This is a genomic window from Microcoleus sp. T3_D1, assembly GCF_036700405.1.
In the GTDB taxonomy this organism is placed as follows: Bacteria; Cyanobacteriota; Cyanobacteriia; order Cyanobacteriales; family Microcoleaceae; genus Microcoleus.
Genome location: NZ_JAUBOV010000090.1, coordinates 1 through 16,529 on the forward strand (window position 1 = coordinate 1; position 16,529 = coordinate 16,529).

The following is a 16,529-nucleotide window of genomic DNA, read 5'->3' on the forward strand; positions in this document are numbered from 1 at the left end:
CCTTATTCTCTCCCGGCGCGGTGGCTCTAGTTCTTCTTTTGCCACCGTTCTCATCTTTATTTAGTCTAAACGACAGTGAATTAGTTCTTTGACTTTACCAATTAGGCTGTCGCCGCTAATCTTAAATTCTTCCACTCTGACTTTTTCCTCTGTGGCAAATTCTGAGGCAAATACATGAGTTTCAACTGTTGGGTTGGCTGAATTCCCTGCCGCTGCTGTTTCGTCTTGTAGAATTGTTACTTGTTGTTCTAGTTGTGAGTTCATTTTGTGTAAGGGCGGGTGAAAACCAGCCGTTTAATTTCTATACTCTTATCTTCGGCGATCGCACTTGGGAATGACAGGCAAGGAAACCCTACAATCTGCATTCGTACTTTCCACCCCCGCCTTTTTACTCAAAAGATTATTTTTGTGGCGTTAGATCGGGGCGGATTTATCTCTTCCTAAAGGTAGAGAAGATCTTATTGAAACTGCCCGTCTCTAGATACAAGTAAGGTGCCTATGCCAGCCATTTCAAGGTGGCTGCTGTCTGTTGCATCTTTAAGTTGGACACCAAGCGAAGTAAAGTCAGGGAAAATTATTAAAATTAAAACTTTATATTTCTACAATGACTTCAAAAGTGATTGCTATCTAGGCACAATCAAGCTAGGGCTTGCAATGCCAGTTCTCAAAAGCACCCCAGAGATAGCGATCTCACTGGCGAAGTACAATAAAATCAGAAACGCAAACTGAGTAAATCAACGAACATCTGAATCAAGATATTAAGCTTGCAGGTTTAGCTCAATTGCTGGGCATGAGTCAATTTCATTTCAGCCATCTGTTGAAGCAGTTGATAGGCACATCTCCCTAACAATATTCGATCGCGCAACGGGTAAAACGGCAGAAGCAGTTGTTGAAATAAAAAGAGCGATCGATTAAGGAAGCGCGATCGCAGCTATTTGACATAAATAGTTTGAGCAGTAGAGAGAATTTCAAAGGCGGCGAATCCAGTTGGAACTGCGATCGATCGCCCGTTTACTGATTAGATCGACTCGTCTACTTAGCACTGCTTCGAGTTCTTCCTGCATTTGGGCGCGATCGAGTAAACTCCAGTCGGCCGTGGGGGCAAAAGCCACTAGGATATCGATGTCGCTGTCTGCATGAAAGTCGTCACGAAGGATCGAACCAAAGAGCGAGAGTTCGATGATTTGCCACTGTTGGCAGAATTTGGTGATTTGGTCAATTGGTAGGGCGATCGGTTTTCATTCAGCCTCTTTACTTATTGACTAAATATTTTGCTTGAGAATCTTCGTCAAGCAGCATTCGTCGGCTCAAGTTGGACTTTTTTTGCTTCCAATCGATAGCGTTCCTCGTCTGCTTCTAATTTTAGGAGTTCCTGATGATTCTGACAGTAATGAATCGCCTCATAGATAGCAGACAGGGGTAAATCCCAATTTTTGGCAGCTTGTTCGGGTGACATCCCATTGGCAGTCATGTCTCGCCAAATAGTCGATGCCAGTAATTTACGTCCCTTAATGTAAAGTTGTTTGCGCCAAGGATGAGGACGTGCAATTAAATATTGCCAATTCTCGATTTCTGGTGTACTTTGCAGGGATTGAACGATCGCACTTAGCAGGGCAAGGCGATCGCTGACTGATAGTTGGCTGGCTTTTTCTTTAAGCTCTTGCAAGGACATAAAAAAATACTCCAACAAAGGTTGGTATCTAAATTATAGTACATTGGAAGGCGTGGACGATCCAGATTGACATAAACCTTTTGAGCATCAGGATAGAGAAGAACTTCATACATACGATTTGCACAGTTCAGATTCATATTGCTCTCGGTCAAACTTAAATGGTCCTAGACTATATTGCCAATCACGATGAAACTGACCAAAATCTGCCCACTCAACAGTAGATTCATTAAGTGCGATCCTAACCTGCATAAACCAGCACTGAATCACCCCACAAGTGCAACCTAAAACAATCGCTTTCCCAGCCTGTGGATCGTTAGATTGCAACTCAAATCCACAATGCCAAGGCTCGTCGAGCAAGTTTCGTGAGGGCAGCAGAATCCTAGAAGGTGGTAAGTATAAGTAATCTCCCGGTGGAAAATCTGATTCATCAATAGTCTCTCCTGCCGATCGCCGCTCCTGAATCTCTGCTCTAACAAGTGGTTCTTCAACTTGGCGCACTAATTCTATTAGCGGTTGATGGTTGATATGAATCTCAGCTACATCAAGTTTATTGCCTAATGTCCAAGGCAAAGATGTTCGATTAATTCGCACTTCAAAGCGATCGTAATTTGGCATTTTAATATTATCGATATCGCTCATGTTATTAAGGTTGATATCTAGACATATCAAGATACTGTGCAAAGTAAGTTTCTATTTTTTGAGGCTTTAGCTCATTTATTAATAGTGAATTTTCATGAATTAATCCAAACATTTTAGATGTTAAAATTGCGATATATAAACCATCTTCATCTAACTCTCTAACTACATAAATTATTTCCTCTGACTGAGCGTGTGCTAATAAGTTGTTTGCTGCTAGCAAAGTTTTCGCTGTGACAAAATTCCACTTGTCAATAGTACGTGTAGCAAATGAATTTACTGCTGAGGGACAAATAAGGTAGTCAACTTCATTAAGCCTTAAAAAGGAATCACCATTATCTGCTTCAAACTCATCAATGTCATTGACGATCGCACCAGCTCTTTCTAAAATAGGTTTGAGTTCCTCAAGTGCATAGGCGTAAACACATTCGGATAAGTCTTCTCTGCTAAGGAAGCAAAGACTGTATTGAGGATGCGGAGCGTCTAACCACAATAAGCCTTCGTTGATATATACTCCATCGCTTTCTGTCACCGTATCTAAAGAATCGTATTGGTATTTTCCATCGAACACCCAAGGTGAGGATGTTTGGATTGAAAGCCTCTCCAATATTTCGATCGTTTCCGATTCTTCATATCGATAGAATCCTAGCTGTTTAAGCTGACTCAGTAATTCTTCCATGACTTGCTGTAAATGAATCGGTTTAATATCAAAACAGGAAATTAAATACCGTAAGTTTGAGCGGGAAGAACATAACGAATAACTGCCCCTTCATTCTCAATTTTTATAGCAGATTGCCACAACATTTCTTCAGACCATAAAGGTTCATGGTAGTACAGAGTCTCTAAGGACAAGCAAGACAGATTCTCGTCGAGTATTTCTTCTGACGATAAAGGTTCGCGGTAAGATAAATCGTTAGGAATATCTCCCGACCAAGGAGGCGGCGGCTCGCCTCTAATGTCTCTATAGTCCTGATTGGTGAATTGTTTTTCTCTCCATTTCACTGCTCGATCGCAGTACAAATCTGTTGCGCCGAGAAACTCGCCTTTTTGGGCAAAAATTTCGATAAACCTAGCATTGTTTTCCCAACCATCATCACACAACCCTACAACAAACAAAAAAAATGTGTCTTGTTCAGCAATCGGAATTTTTACGAGAGATAATTCACTAAGAGTCCACTGGGAATACCAGAAGTGACGGTCGAAAGCATCAGTAACAGTTTGAGGGATATTCTGCTGTATTCTCTCAATTTCTATACAATCGAAACCTGAAGAAACAGATATTGCTAACAATTTAAGACGGGCAATTTTTTGATAGATTGGGCAAACGTCAGGGCATTTATTGTGGACTACTGTCTCGTATAAAGAAGTCTCAGCGTTCGCTTCGCAAAACAGCTCGTAAAAATGCCTAACTGCTAGTTTTCTTTCATCTAAATTCATCACTGGAAACCTGAGATGATAATTGAATCGGAATAGAAAATATAAAACAACAATCGCTCAACATTTAGCTCTAACTTAGAGTTAGATCGAAGATGCGGTACAAGACGCAATACGATTCCGAAATAATGCAATTAATACACGCAACACCATGCTACACTAAAGTGAAGTTAGGTAAATGACTTTCTATACTGATGACTATTTTTACTCTGCGATCGATCAAAAAAGACTTCGGCATCAAGGAACTCTTGACAGATGCCAGCTTCAGCCTGGATGAAGGCGATAAAGTCGGACTCATCGGCACAAACGGTTCCGGGAAATCAACGCTGCTGACAATGATTGCGGGTATGGAGTCGATGGTTTACTGATTAAATTGATCGCTCTTGTTGCTGGGCTGACTAACTCGCCCTCACGGTTCATAGACTTGACTGCGATGAGCGATCGCCACAACAAATACCTGCACCACTTCATCGTCGATCGAGTAAATCACTCTGTAGTCCCCGATTCGGTAGCGATAGTACCCTGCATAATCTCCTTTGAGGGCTTTAATGTTAGGGTGCAACTGAGGAGTTTGTTCTAACTGCTCCAAACATCGGGCAATTTTCTTCGCTAGGGCTGTGTCAGCATTGACATAAACCTTTTGAGCATCAGGATGGAGAAGAACTTCATACATCGGAGCGAAGACTTCTCCAGGTTGTGTAATCAGTTTTAGGAGTTGCTTGATTTTGCTTAACTCGCTCTAGCAATCCAGAAATTTCCAAAAGTTCTTGAGTTGCAGCTTCGCTTTCAGCATTTGCTAAGTAAGCCGCAAAATCAGCAAGCACCTGTAATCGTTCTGGTGATAGTTGCTTGAGTAAGTCATTAAGCTGGCGGTGTAACTCTGCGGGTGATATCAAATCTGCTGAGGATCGATCGTTCATTTGGGAATTATCCGTGCTTTTTTCCTCATTTTACCGCCTAGGTTTTTTGTTTGTCAATCTCCTCGTCATACCCAATTTAGTGTTTTGTATGAAATAATGTAAAAAAGCGGTTTATTCAGTTGTAATAGTAGTTAACTCACTAGCGATTAGGTAGCTCAATGATGCGATCGTCCAGGTAAGAGGATACAAAAATTAGAGCTTGTCGGATATCTTCATCCTCTAGTTCTGGAAACTCTTGATGTAGTTCTTCTCGATCGGGATAAGTTGCTAGCAGCTCGATCGCCCGACGAACAGTAAGCCGAAGATCGCGAATACATGGTTGCCCGTTCATCCGCTTTGGATTGCTTGTAATACGATCTATTTTCATTTTGGCCCTCGCCACCTCAAGATTAGTTTGGATGAAACCATATCAAGTGTCCCAGTTAAACTGAAAATCACACCTTTTTGATAGTCCTACTTCTGATATCATAGAAAAACAAAGCGTCTCGTGTGAAATCTATTTGGAACATTCACTTTTTTAGTCTAGATTGTTCCTATAATTGTATTGCAGATGCGTTACAATATATGATATAACTTAAAATACCGCAATTCGCTTATCGATGTCAAAAGTTAGGTAAATAATTTTATATACTCATGACTATTTTTACTCTACGATCGATCAAAAAAGACTTCGGCATCAAGGAACTCTTGACAGATGCCAGTTTCAGCCTCGATGAAGGCGATAAAGTCGGACTCATCGGCACAAACGGTTCCGGCAAATCAACCCTGCTGAAAATGATTGCGGGTATGGAGTCGATCGACTCTGGCGATCGCTGGGTCAATCCAGGGTCTACAATTGTCTATCTCCCCCAACAGCCGGATTTAGACGAAAATCACACTGTCTTAGAGCAAGTATTTGCTGACAGTGGCGAACAAATGGCTTTAGTGCGCGAATACGAGGAAATTTCCGATCAATTGTCCCACGGCAAAGGCGATACAGACAAGTTGATGGCGCGTCTGTCTGCAGTGTCTGAACGCATTGATGAGGTGGATGCGTGGGACTTGGAAACCAAGGCGAAATTGATTTTGACCAAGTTGGGGATTGAGGATTTTGATGCGAAAATTGCCGATTTGTCCGGCGGCTACCGCAAGCGAATTGCCTTAGCAACGGCTTTGTTGTCCGAGCCCGATGTGTTGCTGATGGATGAACCGACAAACCACTTGGATGCGCTGTCTGTGGAGTGGTTGCAGAACTATTTGAACGGCTATCGCGGTGCTTTGCTACTGATTACGCACGATCGCTATTTTCTCGATCGCGTTACCAATCGCATCCTGGAGATCGATCGCGGCGACCTTTACAATTATGCTGGCAATTACGCTTATTACTTGGAGAAAAAAGCCTTAGCTGAAGAATCCGCCGCCAGCAGTGTTCGCAAACACGCGGGTGTATTGCGGCGCGAATTGGAATGGCTCAAACGAGGGCCGAAGGCGCGGAGTACCAAGCAAAAAGCTCGGATCGATCGCATTAAAGATATGCGAGCCCAGGAGTTCAAAACAGCCAACGGCAAAGTCGAAATTGCCACAGCCGGCCGCCGGATTGGTAAGAAGGTGATTGAGTTACTGAATATCTCTAAGGCCTATGGCGATCGCACTTTAATTAAAGATTTTACCTACAATTTCACTCCAGAAGACCGGATAGGAATTATTGGCTGCAACGGTGCGGGAAAATCGACGCTGATGGATATCATCACCGGACGCATTCAGCCGGATTCGGGTACTGTCGAAATTGGCACAACCATTCATATCGGTTATTTTGACCAGCATTCAGAGGATTTGACGCCGAACGAAGACCAGCGAGTTATTGAATACTTGAAAAGTGTAGCCGAGTTGGTGCAAACGGCGGATGGGGAAATCATTACTGCTTCTCAAATGTTGGAAAAGTTTCTGTTTCCACCCAACCAACAGTATGCACCGATTAACAAACTTTCGGGCGGGGAAAAGCGCCGGTTATTTCTGTTGAAAGTCCTGATGAGTGCGCCGAATGTGCTGATTTTGGATGAACCGACAAACGACCTGGACGTGCAGACTTTGGCGGTTTTGGAGGATTATCTCGAAGATTTTAACGGCTGCGTGATTGTGGTGTCCCACGATCGCTATTTTCTCGATCGCACGATCGACATGGTTTTCGCCTTGGAGCCTGGGGGCAATTTGCGCTTGTATCCCGGCAATTATTCGGTGTATTTAGACTACAAGAAAGCCGAAGAAGCCAAGGAAATCAAAGGACAAAAAGACAAAGAAAAACTTACACGTCCTGTTGAATCTAACAACTCAAACTCCACTAATTCCACTCAAAAAGCTCCCAAAGTTTCCTTCAATGAGAAGCGGGAATACGAACAATTAGAAAGTCAAATTCCGAAGATGGAATCTGAAAAAGAAGACATTGAGAAGATTTTGTCTCACAATGCTCCGAGCGAGTTTGCAGAGATGAAGAAGTTATCGGATCGTTTGGCTCAGTTGACGCAGGAGATCGATCGGGCGACTGAGCGCTGGTTGGAATTAGCTGAACGGGTGGGTTAATTTAGGGTTGTCCGAGTCTTGTGTTTAGCTCCTGTTAACAATGACAGGAGCTAGAGGAATTATGAGTGAAAAAATCCCATGCTGAAACGAATATATATTGACAATTTTCGCTGTTTGGTAAATTTTGAACTAGATTTTGATGCCATTAATCTATTTCTGGGTTCTAACGGATCGGGTAAATCAACAGTTTTTGAAGTCTTGCAGAAAATCCAAGCATTAGTCAGCGGTGAGAGTAAGGTAGAAGGAATTTTCAGACCTGCGGACTTCACCCGCTGGCAAACCTTACAAATTCAGCGTTTCGAGCTAGAAATTCTCGGTAATGACGGCTGCTACACATATCAATTACAAATCGATGAGTATGGAGATAAATGTCGTGTTAGGTACGAGAGTCTGCTCTTTGATAACCAGCCTTTACTACAATTTGAATTCGGCGAAGTTCAACTCTATCGAGATGATTATTCACCGGGCCCGAAATACCAGTTTGACTGGTCGCAATCTATTCTGCCTTCATTAATGCCAAGAAACGACAACACGAAGTTAACTTGGTTTAGAGAACGGATGGCGCGATTTATCATCGTGCAAGTTGTTCCCAGCTTGATGGTTGATGAAAGTAGCCAAGAACAAATGCGTTTGAGTCCTAAGATGGAAAATTTTGTTTCTTGGTATCGCTACTTATCTGAAGACCAAGGTAAAGTTGCTGAGATTGGAAATATTTTAAGAGATGTGTTGGATGGATTCAACAATTTTAAGTTTGAGCGAGTAAGCGAAGATAATGTGGTGTTAAAACTGCGGTTTTCAAGACAAACAGATAACAGCAAGCCAATTGAATATCGTCTCAGAGAATTGTCGGACGGACAAAAAACATTAGTTGCTTTATACGCGCTGATTTACGGTACAAGATCGGAAGATTATACCTTGTGGATTGATGAACCGGAAAACTTTTTAGCATTACCCGAAATTCAACCCTGGCTGATTGAGCTTTATGACCTTTGTAGCGAGGGAAAACTTCAAGCATTACTAATTTCTCACCATCCTGAGTTAATTAACTATCTTTTAGCTTCACCGATTGGCTATTGGTTTGAGCGTCAAAGCAATGCTGCTGTTCGAGTCAAACGAATTAGCAATGAAGTAGCTGACAATTCTGGACTGCCAGTTTCTGAACTGATTGCACGGGGGTGGTTGAATGAGTCGTAGAGTTCAGATTGTCATTCTCTGCGAGGACAGACAGCAGGAGGTTTTTGCGCGTTATTTCCTAAAAAAGCGAGGTTTTACAGGTCAATTTAGAGCTAATATTTGTCCGAAAGGTAGCCAAGCAGGAGAAGAGTATGTACGCACTCACTATCCGGGGGAAGTGAAAGCTTATCGCCAGAAGAGAAACCAGGTGTCGATTGGATTAGTTGTGTTAATTGATGCAGATACGGGTACGCTGGAAGCAAGACTTAATGAGTTAGCTAGTGTCCTGGGTGAAAACGATGAGAAAAAGAGGGAACCGAATGAAGCGATCGCGATTTTTGTTCCCAAGCGCAATATTGAGACTTGGATACACTATTTGCAGGGAGAAACTGTGAATGAAGAAAATGCTTATGCAAAATTTGAGAACAATGAGGCTGTTTGCAAAAAACCTGTTGAGGATTTAGCCGATCGATGTTATTCTCAGAGCTTACCAGAAGATGCGCCGCGATCGCTTCAGGCAGCTTGTGGGGAATTACAGCGGTTGTTACCCTTGTTGCAGCCATGAGTTATCAGAAAATCTGCAACCTGTTATTACTCTCAAGCAAACTGACCAACAAACTTAAGACAGGTAAAAGTCTGAAATCCTTGTTAAAGCTGCAATGCGATCGCAAACAGCGGCAAAAAACCCGCTTTTTTTCGAGAGCCTCAAGTAAAGCTGTGTGTCAAAAACTGCGAAGCCCCGGAGGGTGGGGTTGACAAAAGCAGTAGAATATGCACTAAAAGTCAGGGTAAGCAAATAAGACTGGCAGCAGAAAACAGGGGCGAAAAGGCCCAAAACAGGTAAAACAAAAGTCGATCGGGCAAAGTAAGTTGGCCGAGGACTAAAAATATGGTGATGAGTGAGATACAATTGACCTGTTCTGAGCCAAGAATTGGTCAACATCACAAGTATCCTGTAGAAGTCTGAAGTTGAGAATCTCAGGGTTGTCGAGGAGCGGGAGCAAACAGAAAACTATGCCTCAAAAAGTAATCGCCAAACAGATGTCTTTGGAATCAGCGTCAGAGCCGATCGCCGTGGTTGCGACCGTCGAAACAGTGCCAGCCGAAGCAGTGGCAGTAGAGTCCTACGCCGATCGGTTGATGGACGAACTGTTTGAAGGAGTCGATCGAGCATTCGACGGCAGTGGCGGACTGCCATCCGAGCCCGTGCAGCCAGAATTCGTGGCGCTCAAGTCGATCTCGGTACCTCAAATAGTTTTGTCGCAGTTGGCACCCCCCCAGCCGCAGCGGGGCGAAAAAGACGTAGAAGCGATCGCCCGCCAAGTCGCCCTAGAAACAGCCAAAAAACAGCAGTCCAAACAATCATTCGACAGAATCCTGCTGGGAGCAGCATGTGGGTCGCTGCTGCTAGTCATGGGGTTATGGCTCGCAAGCAGGTCGGGACTCGTGCGCTTGCCCGCCGCCCCTGCACCAGAGACGCCGGTAGCAAGTGGCAAAACAGCACCCGACACCCCGTTTGTCGAATACGTGCAGCGCTCCCTAGAAGCGATCGAACAAAAAAAAGCACCCCAGGCTAACCCGCAACTTGCAGCAGTTCCCGCAGCCCCCACCCCAGGGACGCTGCCGAGCATTTCAATTTCCGGCGCGCCGCCGGCAACCGCAGGTCTTTCGACAGCAGTCAACCGCATCGCTGATGCCCTAGAACAAGCCGGCGCACAGCCGGGAGCACCAGCACCCCAAATCGTAGTCATCCCTCCCCCCGCTCAGGTGACTGTGGCTCCGCCTGCTCAGGTGGCTGCTGCTCCGGCTGCTCCGGCTGCTCCGGCTGCTCCTCAAACCGGCGCAGTTTCCCCCTCGCCTGCTGCTCCAGCCTCCGGTCGTGCGATCGCCGCCGCAGGCAGTCGAGATCCCGTCGCCGCTTCCCCTTCCCCCTCGGAGTCTCCCCAGCCAAAGATTTTGGCTCGCGAAACCGAACCGGCACCAGCGCCCCCAGCAGCCCAGCAATCTGCGCCCGCGCCGGAGCAATCCGCACCTGCCGCCAGCAGCGCCCCGACTTCCGCGCACACGCTGGTAGGGATTTTGGAGTTGGGCGATCGATCGGCTGCTTTGTTTGAAGTAGACGGCGTAGCCCGCAGAATTTATGTCGGCGAAAGCATCGGCGCTAGCGGTTGGACGCTGGCAGAAATCAAAAATCAAGAAGCAGTTATCCGCAAGGGAGGAGATGTGCGATCGGTTTTTGTCGGCCAAAAGTTCTAATCAGTCATCAGTTATGAGTCATTAGTCATCAGTCATTAGTTATGAGTTAGGTCATCGGTAATCAGTAACGGGCAGCGATCGGGCTGTATATGACGAGCAGTGAAAACAGTTATAATATAGGAACCGCCAAGACGTTCTTAATTGCTGAAACCATTGCTCTTATTGCTTCTTCCTTCTATCCGTTAAATCGCTTCCCCAATTCGTTGCCGAACTTTCTTCTGCTATAACTAACAACTCAGGATCTATAATTGAGATCCAGTGACTAAGAACCAATGACTAATAACTAATGACCAATGACTAATGACTCATAACTGATGACTGAGGAATTATAAAAAATGGGCTTATTTGATGATTTCAGCCGCTTTCTAGAAACCCGATTAGAAGAATTTTTGCGTAGCAATCCCCATCTGGAATTGCAGGCAATAGAAGAACAACTGAAGGAACAAGAAGAAGACACTCTGCGGCTGATTCTCGATATCCAAAAACAAGAGAAAAAACTGCAAGCCGAAATTCTCTCCGCCGCTCAAGAAATTCAGCGCTGGAACGATCGCATCAACAAAGCTAAAGCTGCTCAAAGGCTCGATTTAGCTCAAGCCGCCCAAGAGCGGCAAGCAGCTTTGCTGCGTCAGGGAAATCAGCGCTGGGGTCAAATGCAAGGCTGCAAAGAACGGATTGAAAAAGCAAAAGAACTTTACCGCCAAATTCAAGTACGGCGAAAAGAAGTCCGAGCAAAAGCGGCCGAAGCTGCAACTCGCCCTACCACTAAAACCGAGCCAAATTGGGATACAAAGGGTTGGAATCAGAGTTCAAATTATAATAGTTTTAATGCGGCCGATCCTTTAGAAGAAAAGTTTCAACGCTGGGAAGCAGACGAAGAACTCGATCAAATGAAGCGCAATATAGGCCGATAGTTACGAAAGCATTCCAATCCTTTAGGGACGGGTTCCCCCGGAACTCGGATTCCCACTGCAAATATTGGTCAACCCCCCATACGCTGCGGTATGGCGATCGATCGCTCAGACTTGATATAATTACCATCCTAAAATTAGAGGGCAAATTAATAAATCCTAAAAATAATACGGGATGTGGGAAACGAGCGAGACTTTAGTCCCCAGAGGGAAGCGACACGGCGGACTTCAGCCCCCGTGTTCTTTCTTTCTTAGTTAGCCGAATGGTGTGGATGTTCTATATATTTTTTCGGCGTTGCTGAATACAGCTATCCGTCATAATGTTTATGAAGTTGTGAATGCTAATCGTCTATCTCAAAAGTGCATTATACAAAAAGCTATCCCTAGAGAGTTGTATCAGTGACTTGCCTAAACTTTCCCAATCGAAAGCTCTTGTAGAGTGTCGAGTTCTCAACGAGCTTTCTGCTTACGAGACGATGGAGAGTTCATCACTGACTTGAATCCTACCTTTGACTAGGGAGCGAATCAGACGATCGAGTGAGCCACGTTCTTCTTCACTGATGGACTCATCGAGGATGGCGGCCATCATGCCGTAGCGGTCAGCTTTGGTAACGCGGTGAGTATCGGTGACAGTGGCGATTAATTCGTTGATAGCGCCGGGGAGAAGATTAACTGGATACATGGGATTGTTTTGAACTCGACACCTTAATCATCTCGTGGTTTCGCCTAAGAGTAAGTGATGGTGCTGGTTTTTTTCCGTGATAATACTGAAAATATTCGGTGAACCAAGTCCGTGTTACAAGTGATCGAAGTCACAACATTGAAACCAATGCAGCGGTGGAACAATTAGAACCCACATTCTGCCCTTTGAGCCACTGTTGACTGGGAATTCCCTCAAAATTGACGCAAACCTCATGGCTTGGTCAAAAATACCTAAATGTGAGAGTCAAAGGGCGGAATGTGGAGAATCGCCCTTTTATCCAAAATCACAATAAGTAGACAGACAAAAAAATTAGTCCGCCTACTTAATCGCTAACTACAAATCACTCCCACTCGATCGTACCCGGCGGCTTAGAAGTAATATCGTAAACTACCCGGTTTACCCCCTTAACCTCATTCACAATCCGATTCGAGATCAGTTCCAACAAATCGTAAGGAACCCGCGCCCAGTCAGCCGTCATCCCGTCTTCACTCTTAATAAATCGCAAGACGATCGGGTAAGCATAAGTGCGCTGATCGCCCATCACGCCTACACTGCGAATCGGCAGCAAAACTGCAAAAGCTTGCCAAAGTTCACCGTACAATCCGTGCCGGTTAATTTCTTGGCGAACAATGAAGTCAGCATCCCGCAAAATATTTAGTCTCTCTGCGGTAACTTCTCCTATAATCCGAATCGCCAATCCCGGGCCAGGGAAAGGTTGTCGGTTCACGATTTCTTCGGGAAGCCCGATCGACCGGCCGACTTTTCGCACCTCATCCTTAAACAGTTTTCGCAGCGGTTCAATCAGCTTAAATCGCAAATCTTTCGGCAAACCGCCGACGTTGTGGTGGCTTTTAATTTTAACAGCCACTCGCTCGCCGCTTTTCGGGTCTGCATTAGTGTCAGCCGACTCAATCACATCAGGATAAAGAGTACCTTGGGCGAGGTAGTCAAAGGGGCCCAGACGCTTCGATTCTTCTTCAAATACGTTGATAAATTCGTGACCGATCCGCTTGCGTTTTACTTCAGGATCGGTAATCCCTTCAAGTTGAGCTAAAAAGCGTTCGCGAGCATTAACATACTCAACATCAATGTGGAATTGCTCTTTAAATAATTTTACCAACCGTTCTGGTTCATACTTCCGCATAAACCCTTGGTCGATAAACATACAGGTAAGTTGGTCGCCGATCGCCTTGTGCAGCAAGAAAGCCAAAGTTGAAGAATCTACACCGCCGGATAGAGCCAGCAAAACTCGTTTATCCCCCACTTGATCTCGAATTTCGCGAATCGATTCCTCCACAAAAGTAGCTGTCGTCCAAGTCGGTTCGCACTCGCAAATGTGGTAAACAAAATTGCGAATTAAAGCTATTCCCCCGATCGAGTGAACTACTTCTGGGTGAAACTGAACCCCGTACAAATTTTTCTCGTGGTGAGCAACAGCAGCAGACGGAGTATTGTGCGTGTGAGCGAGGATCTCAAAACCCGTCGGCAGTTCAGTACAGGAGTCTCCGTGGCTCATCCACATCGTGCTTCCCTCTTCGACATTTGTCAGCAAATCCGTAGGATCGTCAATAAATAGCGATGCCTTGCCGTATTCCGCTAATTTAGAGCGCTCAACCGTGCCTCCGAGCTGCTTTACCATCAACTGCATCCCGTAACACACTCCCAACACCGGTATTCCCAAATTCCAAATTTCTGGGTCGCAGTGGGGTGCTTTTTCATCGTATACAGAACTCGGGCCTCCTGAAAGAATAATTCCTTTAGGATTGATAGCTTTTAACTGTTCTGCAGTAGTCCGGTAAGAAATAACTTCTGAATATACTTGAGTTTCGCGAATTCGACGAGCAATCAGTTCGGAATATTGCGAACCGAAGTCGAGAATCACGATGATCTGGCGATCGATCTGCTGCATTAAAGAGTTTGTGAGAACGGATTCAGTTTCTATTTTAGTAGTCACGGTTATTGCGTAATTGCTAAGTGCTAATTGGGCAGAAAGTAGCGGACGTATCTGTCGCGCTCTCAGTACAATTCTAAGGAAGGCTAGGAACCCTTGGCCGCTAGGAATAAATCTTATTGATACTAGATTGCCGTCAGCGATGTTAGTCGATTAATCGGGTACAGGGCCATAGATTTACTTCGATCCTTACCCTAATTAATTGAATTCTTGCTTCAGAAATAACTTCCCGAAGCAACCTAGTATAATTAAGGTTTAGGGACAGAGAATTATTACTTGTTAAATATTATCCCTGACCGATGTTTTAAACAGAATTCAGGGATATTCACACTAGATTAACAAATTTGGGTCAAAAATGTATCTCCTATGTCACTTTTAACAATAATTTTGCGATCGCGCCCGAACATCACCGATCCCACGGGGATTCTTCGGTTGGTGTGAGTAAAAATGCAATCCGATGAGCGCAAGTCTATTTGTCGGGCGATGTCGCCGTAAATTCGATCGACCCAATTGCTCCCAAACTCGCCGTCCAAAGCCCGCAGTTGCCCAAGAGCCTCTTCGGCTGTCGCTGCGGCAAAAATTGCGGAACACGCATCGGCGGGCATTCCAGCTTTAGCACAGTAAGCTGTGAGAATTTCCCTGCGCCCGTCAGCGAGGTGGTGGTGAGTGTGAAAAATTCCCGCCGCCAATTTCATCAGTTTCCCGTGATAGCCAAACAGCAAAATTGACTGCACGCCCTGATATCCTGCTTCTACCAGCAGCGGGCCGAGCCAGTTAGCGGTTTTGACGAGCCTATCAGGATTAATCCCCAGTTGTCGCGCCAAATCCAAGCCGTTTTCGCCGATGCAGAAAACCAAACAGTCAAACAATTCGGCTTTTTGTTGCAATTGTTCGCGGTAAACTTCCAACTGTCCAGGGGCACTCAGCGGTTGAGAAATGCCAGTTGTACCCAGCAGCGAAAGTCCTTCTACCACGCCGAAAGCTTCGTTAGAAGTGCGGGTGGCTAGTTGGCGCCCAGACGGCAGAATCAGGGTGACAGTAATTTTTTCTCCCCCTGCGAGTTCTCGGCTCAGATTCGATCGCAGCAACCGCATTGCGTAATCATAGATCGCCGCCCCTCCATCGACTGTGTGACGCCCTATACCTTCACCGCCGAGAATCACAATCTGCTCTCCCTCTTCGCAATTCTCTCCCTCTTTCTCCCTCTGTCCCTCTTCCCAATTCCCCAATTCCACCATTGCCCAAACGGGGGTATTGCGAGTCAGATCGAGATTGTCCCCCGGATCGGAGCGAGTCACGCCCAAAGCGGTACCAGTTTTGAGTACAGACGCCTGTTCGATCGGAATTTCTGCCGTTATTTGCGGTTCCAGTAAATTTACTGATACGCTATCTAGAGACTGAATACCTGCGCGTAAGCACCGCAAAGCTGCAAGTGCAGCCGCACAGGCAAATACTGGCAACGTATACCCCGATAAAGGTTGAGTTTTAGTCACGATCAAATGCAGAAATCTGTAAATTTGCGGGCGATCGACCTCACGCCCTAGCAGTGATACCCCTCAAACATTTAAGTTTAATTCTAGGGTTTGCTATTATTATCAGTTAGCGTAAATTTTGTCAAGTGATAATTTTGTCCTGCCAGTTGCCGATCGCAGCCACACTTTTGTTGAGGTGCGTTAGCGGAACTCTCCTAGAGGATCGCCAACAACCGACTCCGAAGGCTTACGGGCCGGTGCGGGCGCTTTTCACAATATTTAGCTAGCCGTAAAGGTTTGAGAGCCGAGTCGAGGATCTGGGGCGAAAATTGTTTTGGCCCTTGGGAGGAGTTGTTTGAGGCCGAACTCGAGCTATTTTTGGCAGGCGAAATGCTGCGATCGCTTCCTTGTTAAGCCCTAAAACCTACTTTTTTACAACTGGCAAATTTATCAAGGAAATTGGGTCTAAAACCCTGTCCTTCTAGGACGGCTTTAATTTCTTAAATCCCTTCCTAAAAGTCAGGAAATTTCTAGTATACTAGAGTTGTCAAGGTTAGACTCCTGCGCCCGGAGTGCATAAAAACAGTTAACGACACACTTTGGCGCGTAAACCGGGGGACAAAGAGCGGCGAAAACTCTCTAAACAGCTAGGGGCTTAACACAGTTCCTTTAACCACAGAAACAAACTATTTAGTGTTGTTAAGTAGGGTAGGGCATACCCCAACTCTAGGTAAATATCCTAGTACGCTTTTGGAGATAGACCCTAGGCGGGTTGCTGTGAGTTGAACTCGTCAATTGGTATTTTGTACGGTTGAAAGGTTTAAGAAGTGCCGAAAGGACATAGCGCT

19 protein-coding genes and 1 pseudogene are annotated in these 16,529 nt (G+C 45.3%); 8 read left to right on the forward strand and 12 right to left on the reverse strand.

All coding sequences use genetic code 11. From position 1 onward, the window contains the following. Positions 1–60: 60 nt before the first annotated feature. Positions 61–264 carry a hypothetical protein gene (locus QT992_RS28325; RefSeq protein WP_333320464.1) on the reverse strand — a complete coding sequence of 68 codons (204 nt, stop codon included), beginning with the start codon at positions 262–264 and terminating at the stop codon, positions 61–63. Positions 265–745: 481 nt separating this feature from the next. On the opposite strand from QT992_RS28325, the gene QT992_RS28330 reads away from it, so the two are divergent. Next, positions 746–847, forward strand: coding sequence for an AraC family transcriptional regulator (locus QT992_RS28330; RefSeq protein WP_333146169.1), 102 nt, complete (start codon positions 746–748; stop codon positions 845–847). Between the two features lie 121 nt (positions 848–968). Here the strand turns inward: QT992_RS28330 and QT992_RS28335 are convergent, their stop codons facing one another. From QT992_RS28335 to QT992_RS28355, 5 genes are all read right to left on the reverse strand, one after another. Further along, positions 969–1,232, reverse strand: coding sequence for a nucleotidyltransferase family protein (locus QT992_RS28335; RefSeq protein WP_333146171.1), 264 nt, complete (start codon positions 1,230–1,232; stop codon positions 969–971). A gap of 56 nt (positions 1,233–1,288) precedes the next feature. Next, a complete protein-coding gene (locus QT992_RS28340) occupies positions 1,289–1,672 on the reverse strand; it encodes a hypothetical protein (RefSeq protein WP_333146121.1) in 384 nt (127 codons plus the stop codon). 105 nt (positions 1,673–1,777) lie between these two features. Further along, a complete protein-coding gene (locus QT992_RS28345; RefSeq protein WP_333146123.1) occupies positions 1,778–2,311 on the reverse strand; it encodes a hypothetical protein in 534 nt (177 codons plus the stop codon). A 4-nt stretch (positions 2,312–2,315) separates the two neighbouring features. Beyond that, on the reverse strand, positions 2,316–2,987 hold the full coding sequence (locus tag QT992_RS28350) for a hypothetical protein (RefSeq protein ID WP_333320466.1): 672 nt from the start codon (positions 2,985–2,987) through the stop codon (positions 2,316–2,318). Between the two features lie 41 nt (positions 2,988–3,028). Beyond that, positions 3,029–3,745 carry a hypothetical protein gene (locus tag QT992_RS28355; RefSeq protein ID WP_333146127.1) on the reverse strand — a complete coding sequence of 239 codons (717 nt, stop codon included), beginning with the start codon at positions 3,743–3,745 and terminating at the stop codon, positions 3,029–3,031. Positions 3,746–3,936: 191 nt separating this feature from the next. Here QT992_RS28355 and QT992_RS28360 point away from each other — a divergent pair. Beyond that, positions 3,937–4,095, forward strand: a pseudogene (locus QT992_RS28360) (ATP-binding cassette domain-containing protein); the annotation flags it as partial. Positions 4,096–4,151: 56 nt separating this feature from the next. Here the strand turns inward: QT992_RS28360 and QT992_RS28365 are convergent. From QT992_RS28365 to QT992_RS28375, 3 genes are all read right to left on the reverse strand, one after another. Beyond that, entirely contained in the window at positions 4,152–4,415 is a 264-nt protein-coding gene (locus tag QT992_RS28365) for a type II toxin-antitoxin system RelE/ParE family toxin (protein WP_333314892.1), read from the reverse strand. Further along, the gene (locus QT992_RS28370; RefSeq protein WP_333237553.1) at positions 4,408–4,662 is read right to left on the reverse strand and encodes a hypothetical protein; all 255 of its coding nucleotides are present in this window, start codon (positions 4,660–4,662) and stop codon (positions 4,408–4,410) included. Before QT992_RS28370 ends, QT992_RS28365 begins: the two co-directional genes overlap by 8 nt. Before the next feature lie 139 nt (positions 4,663–4,801). Next, positions 4,802–5,029, reverse strand: a complete 228-nt coding sequence (locus QT992_RS28375) for a DUF433 domain-containing protein (protein ID WP_333054627.1) — start codon at positions 5,027–5,029, stop codon at positions 4,802–4,804. A gap of 266 nt (positions 5,030–5,295) precedes the next feature. On the opposite strand from QT992_RS28375, the gene QT992_RS28380 reads away from it, so the two are divergent. The 5 genes from QT992_RS28380 to QT992_RS28400 all read left to right on the forward strand — a co-directional run bounded on the left by QT992_RS28380 (position 5,296) and on the right by QT992_RS28400 (position 11,558). Further along, entirely contained in the window at positions 5,296–7,218 is a 1,923-nt protein-coding gene (locus tag QT992_RS28380) for an ABC-F family ATP-binding cassette domain-containing protein (RefSeq protein WP_333378297.1), read from the forward strand. 78 nt (positions 7,219–7,296) lie between these two features. Further along, on the forward strand, positions 7,297–8,412 hold the full coding sequence (locus QT992_RS28385) for an AAA family ATPase (RefSeq protein WP_333340900.1): 1,116 nt from the start codon (positions 7,297–7,299) through the stop codon (positions 8,410–8,412). After that, entirely contained in the window at positions 8,402–8,956 is a 555-nt protein-coding gene (locus tag QT992_RS28390; RefSeq protein WP_333340897.1) for a hypothetical protein, read from the forward strand. Before QT992_RS28385 ends, QT992_RS28390 begins: the two co-directional genes overlap by 11 nt. A 449-nt stretch (positions 8,957–9,405) precedes the next feature. After that, complete coding sequence (locus QT992_RS28395; protein WP_333340894.1) at positions 9,406–10,647, forward strand: hypothetical protein; 1,242 nt, start codon at positions 9,406–9,408, stop codon at positions 10,645–10,647. Positions 10,648–10,982: 335 nt separating this feature from the next. After that, positions 10,983–11,558 carry a TIGR04376 family protein gene (locus tag QT992_RS28400; RefSeq protein ID WP_333340892.1) on the forward strand — a complete coding sequence of 192 codons (576 nt, stop codon included), beginning with the start codon at positions 10,983–10,985 and terminating at the stop codon, positions 11,556–11,558. 463 nt (positions 11,559–12,021) lie between these two features. Here the strand turns inward: QT992_RS28400 and QT992_RS28405 are convergent, their stop codons facing one another. The 3 genes from QT992_RS28405 to cbiD all read right to left on the reverse strand — a co-directional run bounded on the left by QT992_RS28405 (position 12,022) and on the right by cbiD (position 15,702). Next, positions 12,022–12,237 carry a hypothetical protein gene (locus QT992_RS28405; protein WP_333054638.1) on the reverse strand — a complete coding sequence of 72 codons (216 nt, stop codon included), beginning with the start codon at positions 12,235–12,237 and terminating at the stop codon, positions 12,022–12,024. A gap of 361 nt (positions 12,238–12,598) precedes the next feature. Further along, positions 12,599–14,212 (reverse strand): glutamine-hydrolyzing GMP synthase, encoded by a 1,614-nt coding sequence (gene guaA, locus QT992_RS28410; protein WP_445305804.1) that lies wholly within the window; start codon positions 14,210–14,212, stop codon positions 12,599–12,601. A gap of 332 nt (positions 14,213–14,544) precedes the next feature. After that, on the reverse strand, positions 14,545–15,702 hold the full coding sequence (gene cbiD, locus QT992_RS28415; protein WP_333378300.1) for a cobalt-precorrin-5B (C(1))-methyltransferase CbiD: 1,158 nt from the start codon (positions 15,700–15,702) through the stop codon (positions 14,545–14,547). A 125-nt stretch (positions 15,703–15,827) separates the two neighbouring features. On the opposite strand from cbiD, the gene QT992_RS28420 reads away from it, so the two are divergent. After that, the gene (locus tag QT992_RS28420; RefSeq protein ID WP_333108289.1) at positions 15,828–15,968 is read left to right on the forward strand and encodes a hypothetical protein; all 141 of its coding nucleotides are present in this window, start codon (positions 15,828–15,830) and stop codon (positions 15,966–15,968) included. Positions 15,969–16,529 lie beyond the last annotated feature (561 nt).

Bases quoted from the DNA above. Each gene is read 5' to 3' on its own strand.
- QT992_RS28345 (WP_333146123.1), bottom strand. From the start codon at position 2,311: ATGAGCGATATCGATAATATTAAAATGCCAAATTACGATCGCTTTGAA.
- QT992_RS28395 (WP_333340894.1), top strand. From the start codon at position 9,406: ATGCCTCAAAAAGTAATCGCCAAACAGATGTCTTTGGAATCAGCGTCA.
- QT992_RS28375 (WP_333054627.1), bottom strand. From the start codon at position 5,029: ATGAAAATAGATCGTATTACAAGCAATCCAAAGCGGATGAACGGGCAA.
- QT992_RS28325 (WP_333320464.1), bottom strand. From the start codon at position 264: ATGAACTCACAACTAGAACAACAAGTAACAATTCTACAAGACGAAACA.
- QT992_RS28385 (WP_333340900.1), top strand. From the start codon at position 7,297: ATGCTGAAACGAATATATATTGACAATTTTCGCTGTTTGGTAAATTTT.
- QT992_RS28390 (WP_333340897.1), top strand. From the start codon at position 8,402: ATGAGTCGTAGAGTTCAGATTGTCATTCTCTGCGAGGACAGACAGCAG.
- QT992_RS28405 (WP_333054638.1), bottom strand. From the start codon at position 12,237: ATGTATCCAGTTAATCTTCTCCCCGGCGCTATCAACGAATTAATCGCC.
- QT992_RS28340 (WP_333146121.1), bottom strand. From the start codon at position 1,672: ATGTCCTTGCAAGAGCTTAAAGAAAAAGCCAGCCAACTATCAGTCAGC.
- QT992_RS28365 (WP_333314892.1), bottom strand. From the start codon at position 4,415: ATGTATGAAGTTCTTCTCCATCCTGATGCTCAAAAGGTTTATGTCAAT.
- QT992_RS28370 (WP_333237553.1), bottom strand. From the start codon at position 4,662: ATGAACGATCGATCCTCAGCAGATTTGATATCACCCGCAGAGTTACAC.
- QT992_RS28400 (WP_333340892.1), top strand. From the start codon at position 10,983: ATGGGCTTATTTGATGATTTCAGCCGCTTTCTAGAAACCCGATTAGAA.
- QT992_RS28380 (WP_333378297.1), top strand. From the start codon at position 5,296: ATGACTATTTTTACTCTACGATCGATCAAAAAAGACTTCGGCATCAAG.
- QT992_RS28350 (WP_333320466.1), bottom strand. From the start codon at position 2,987: ATGGAAGAATTACTGAGTCAGCTTAAACAGCTAGGATTCTATCGATAT.
- QT992_RS28355 (WP_333146127.1), bottom strand. From the start codon at position 3,745: ATGAATTTAGATGAAAGAAAACTAGCAGTTAGGCATTTTTACGAGCTG.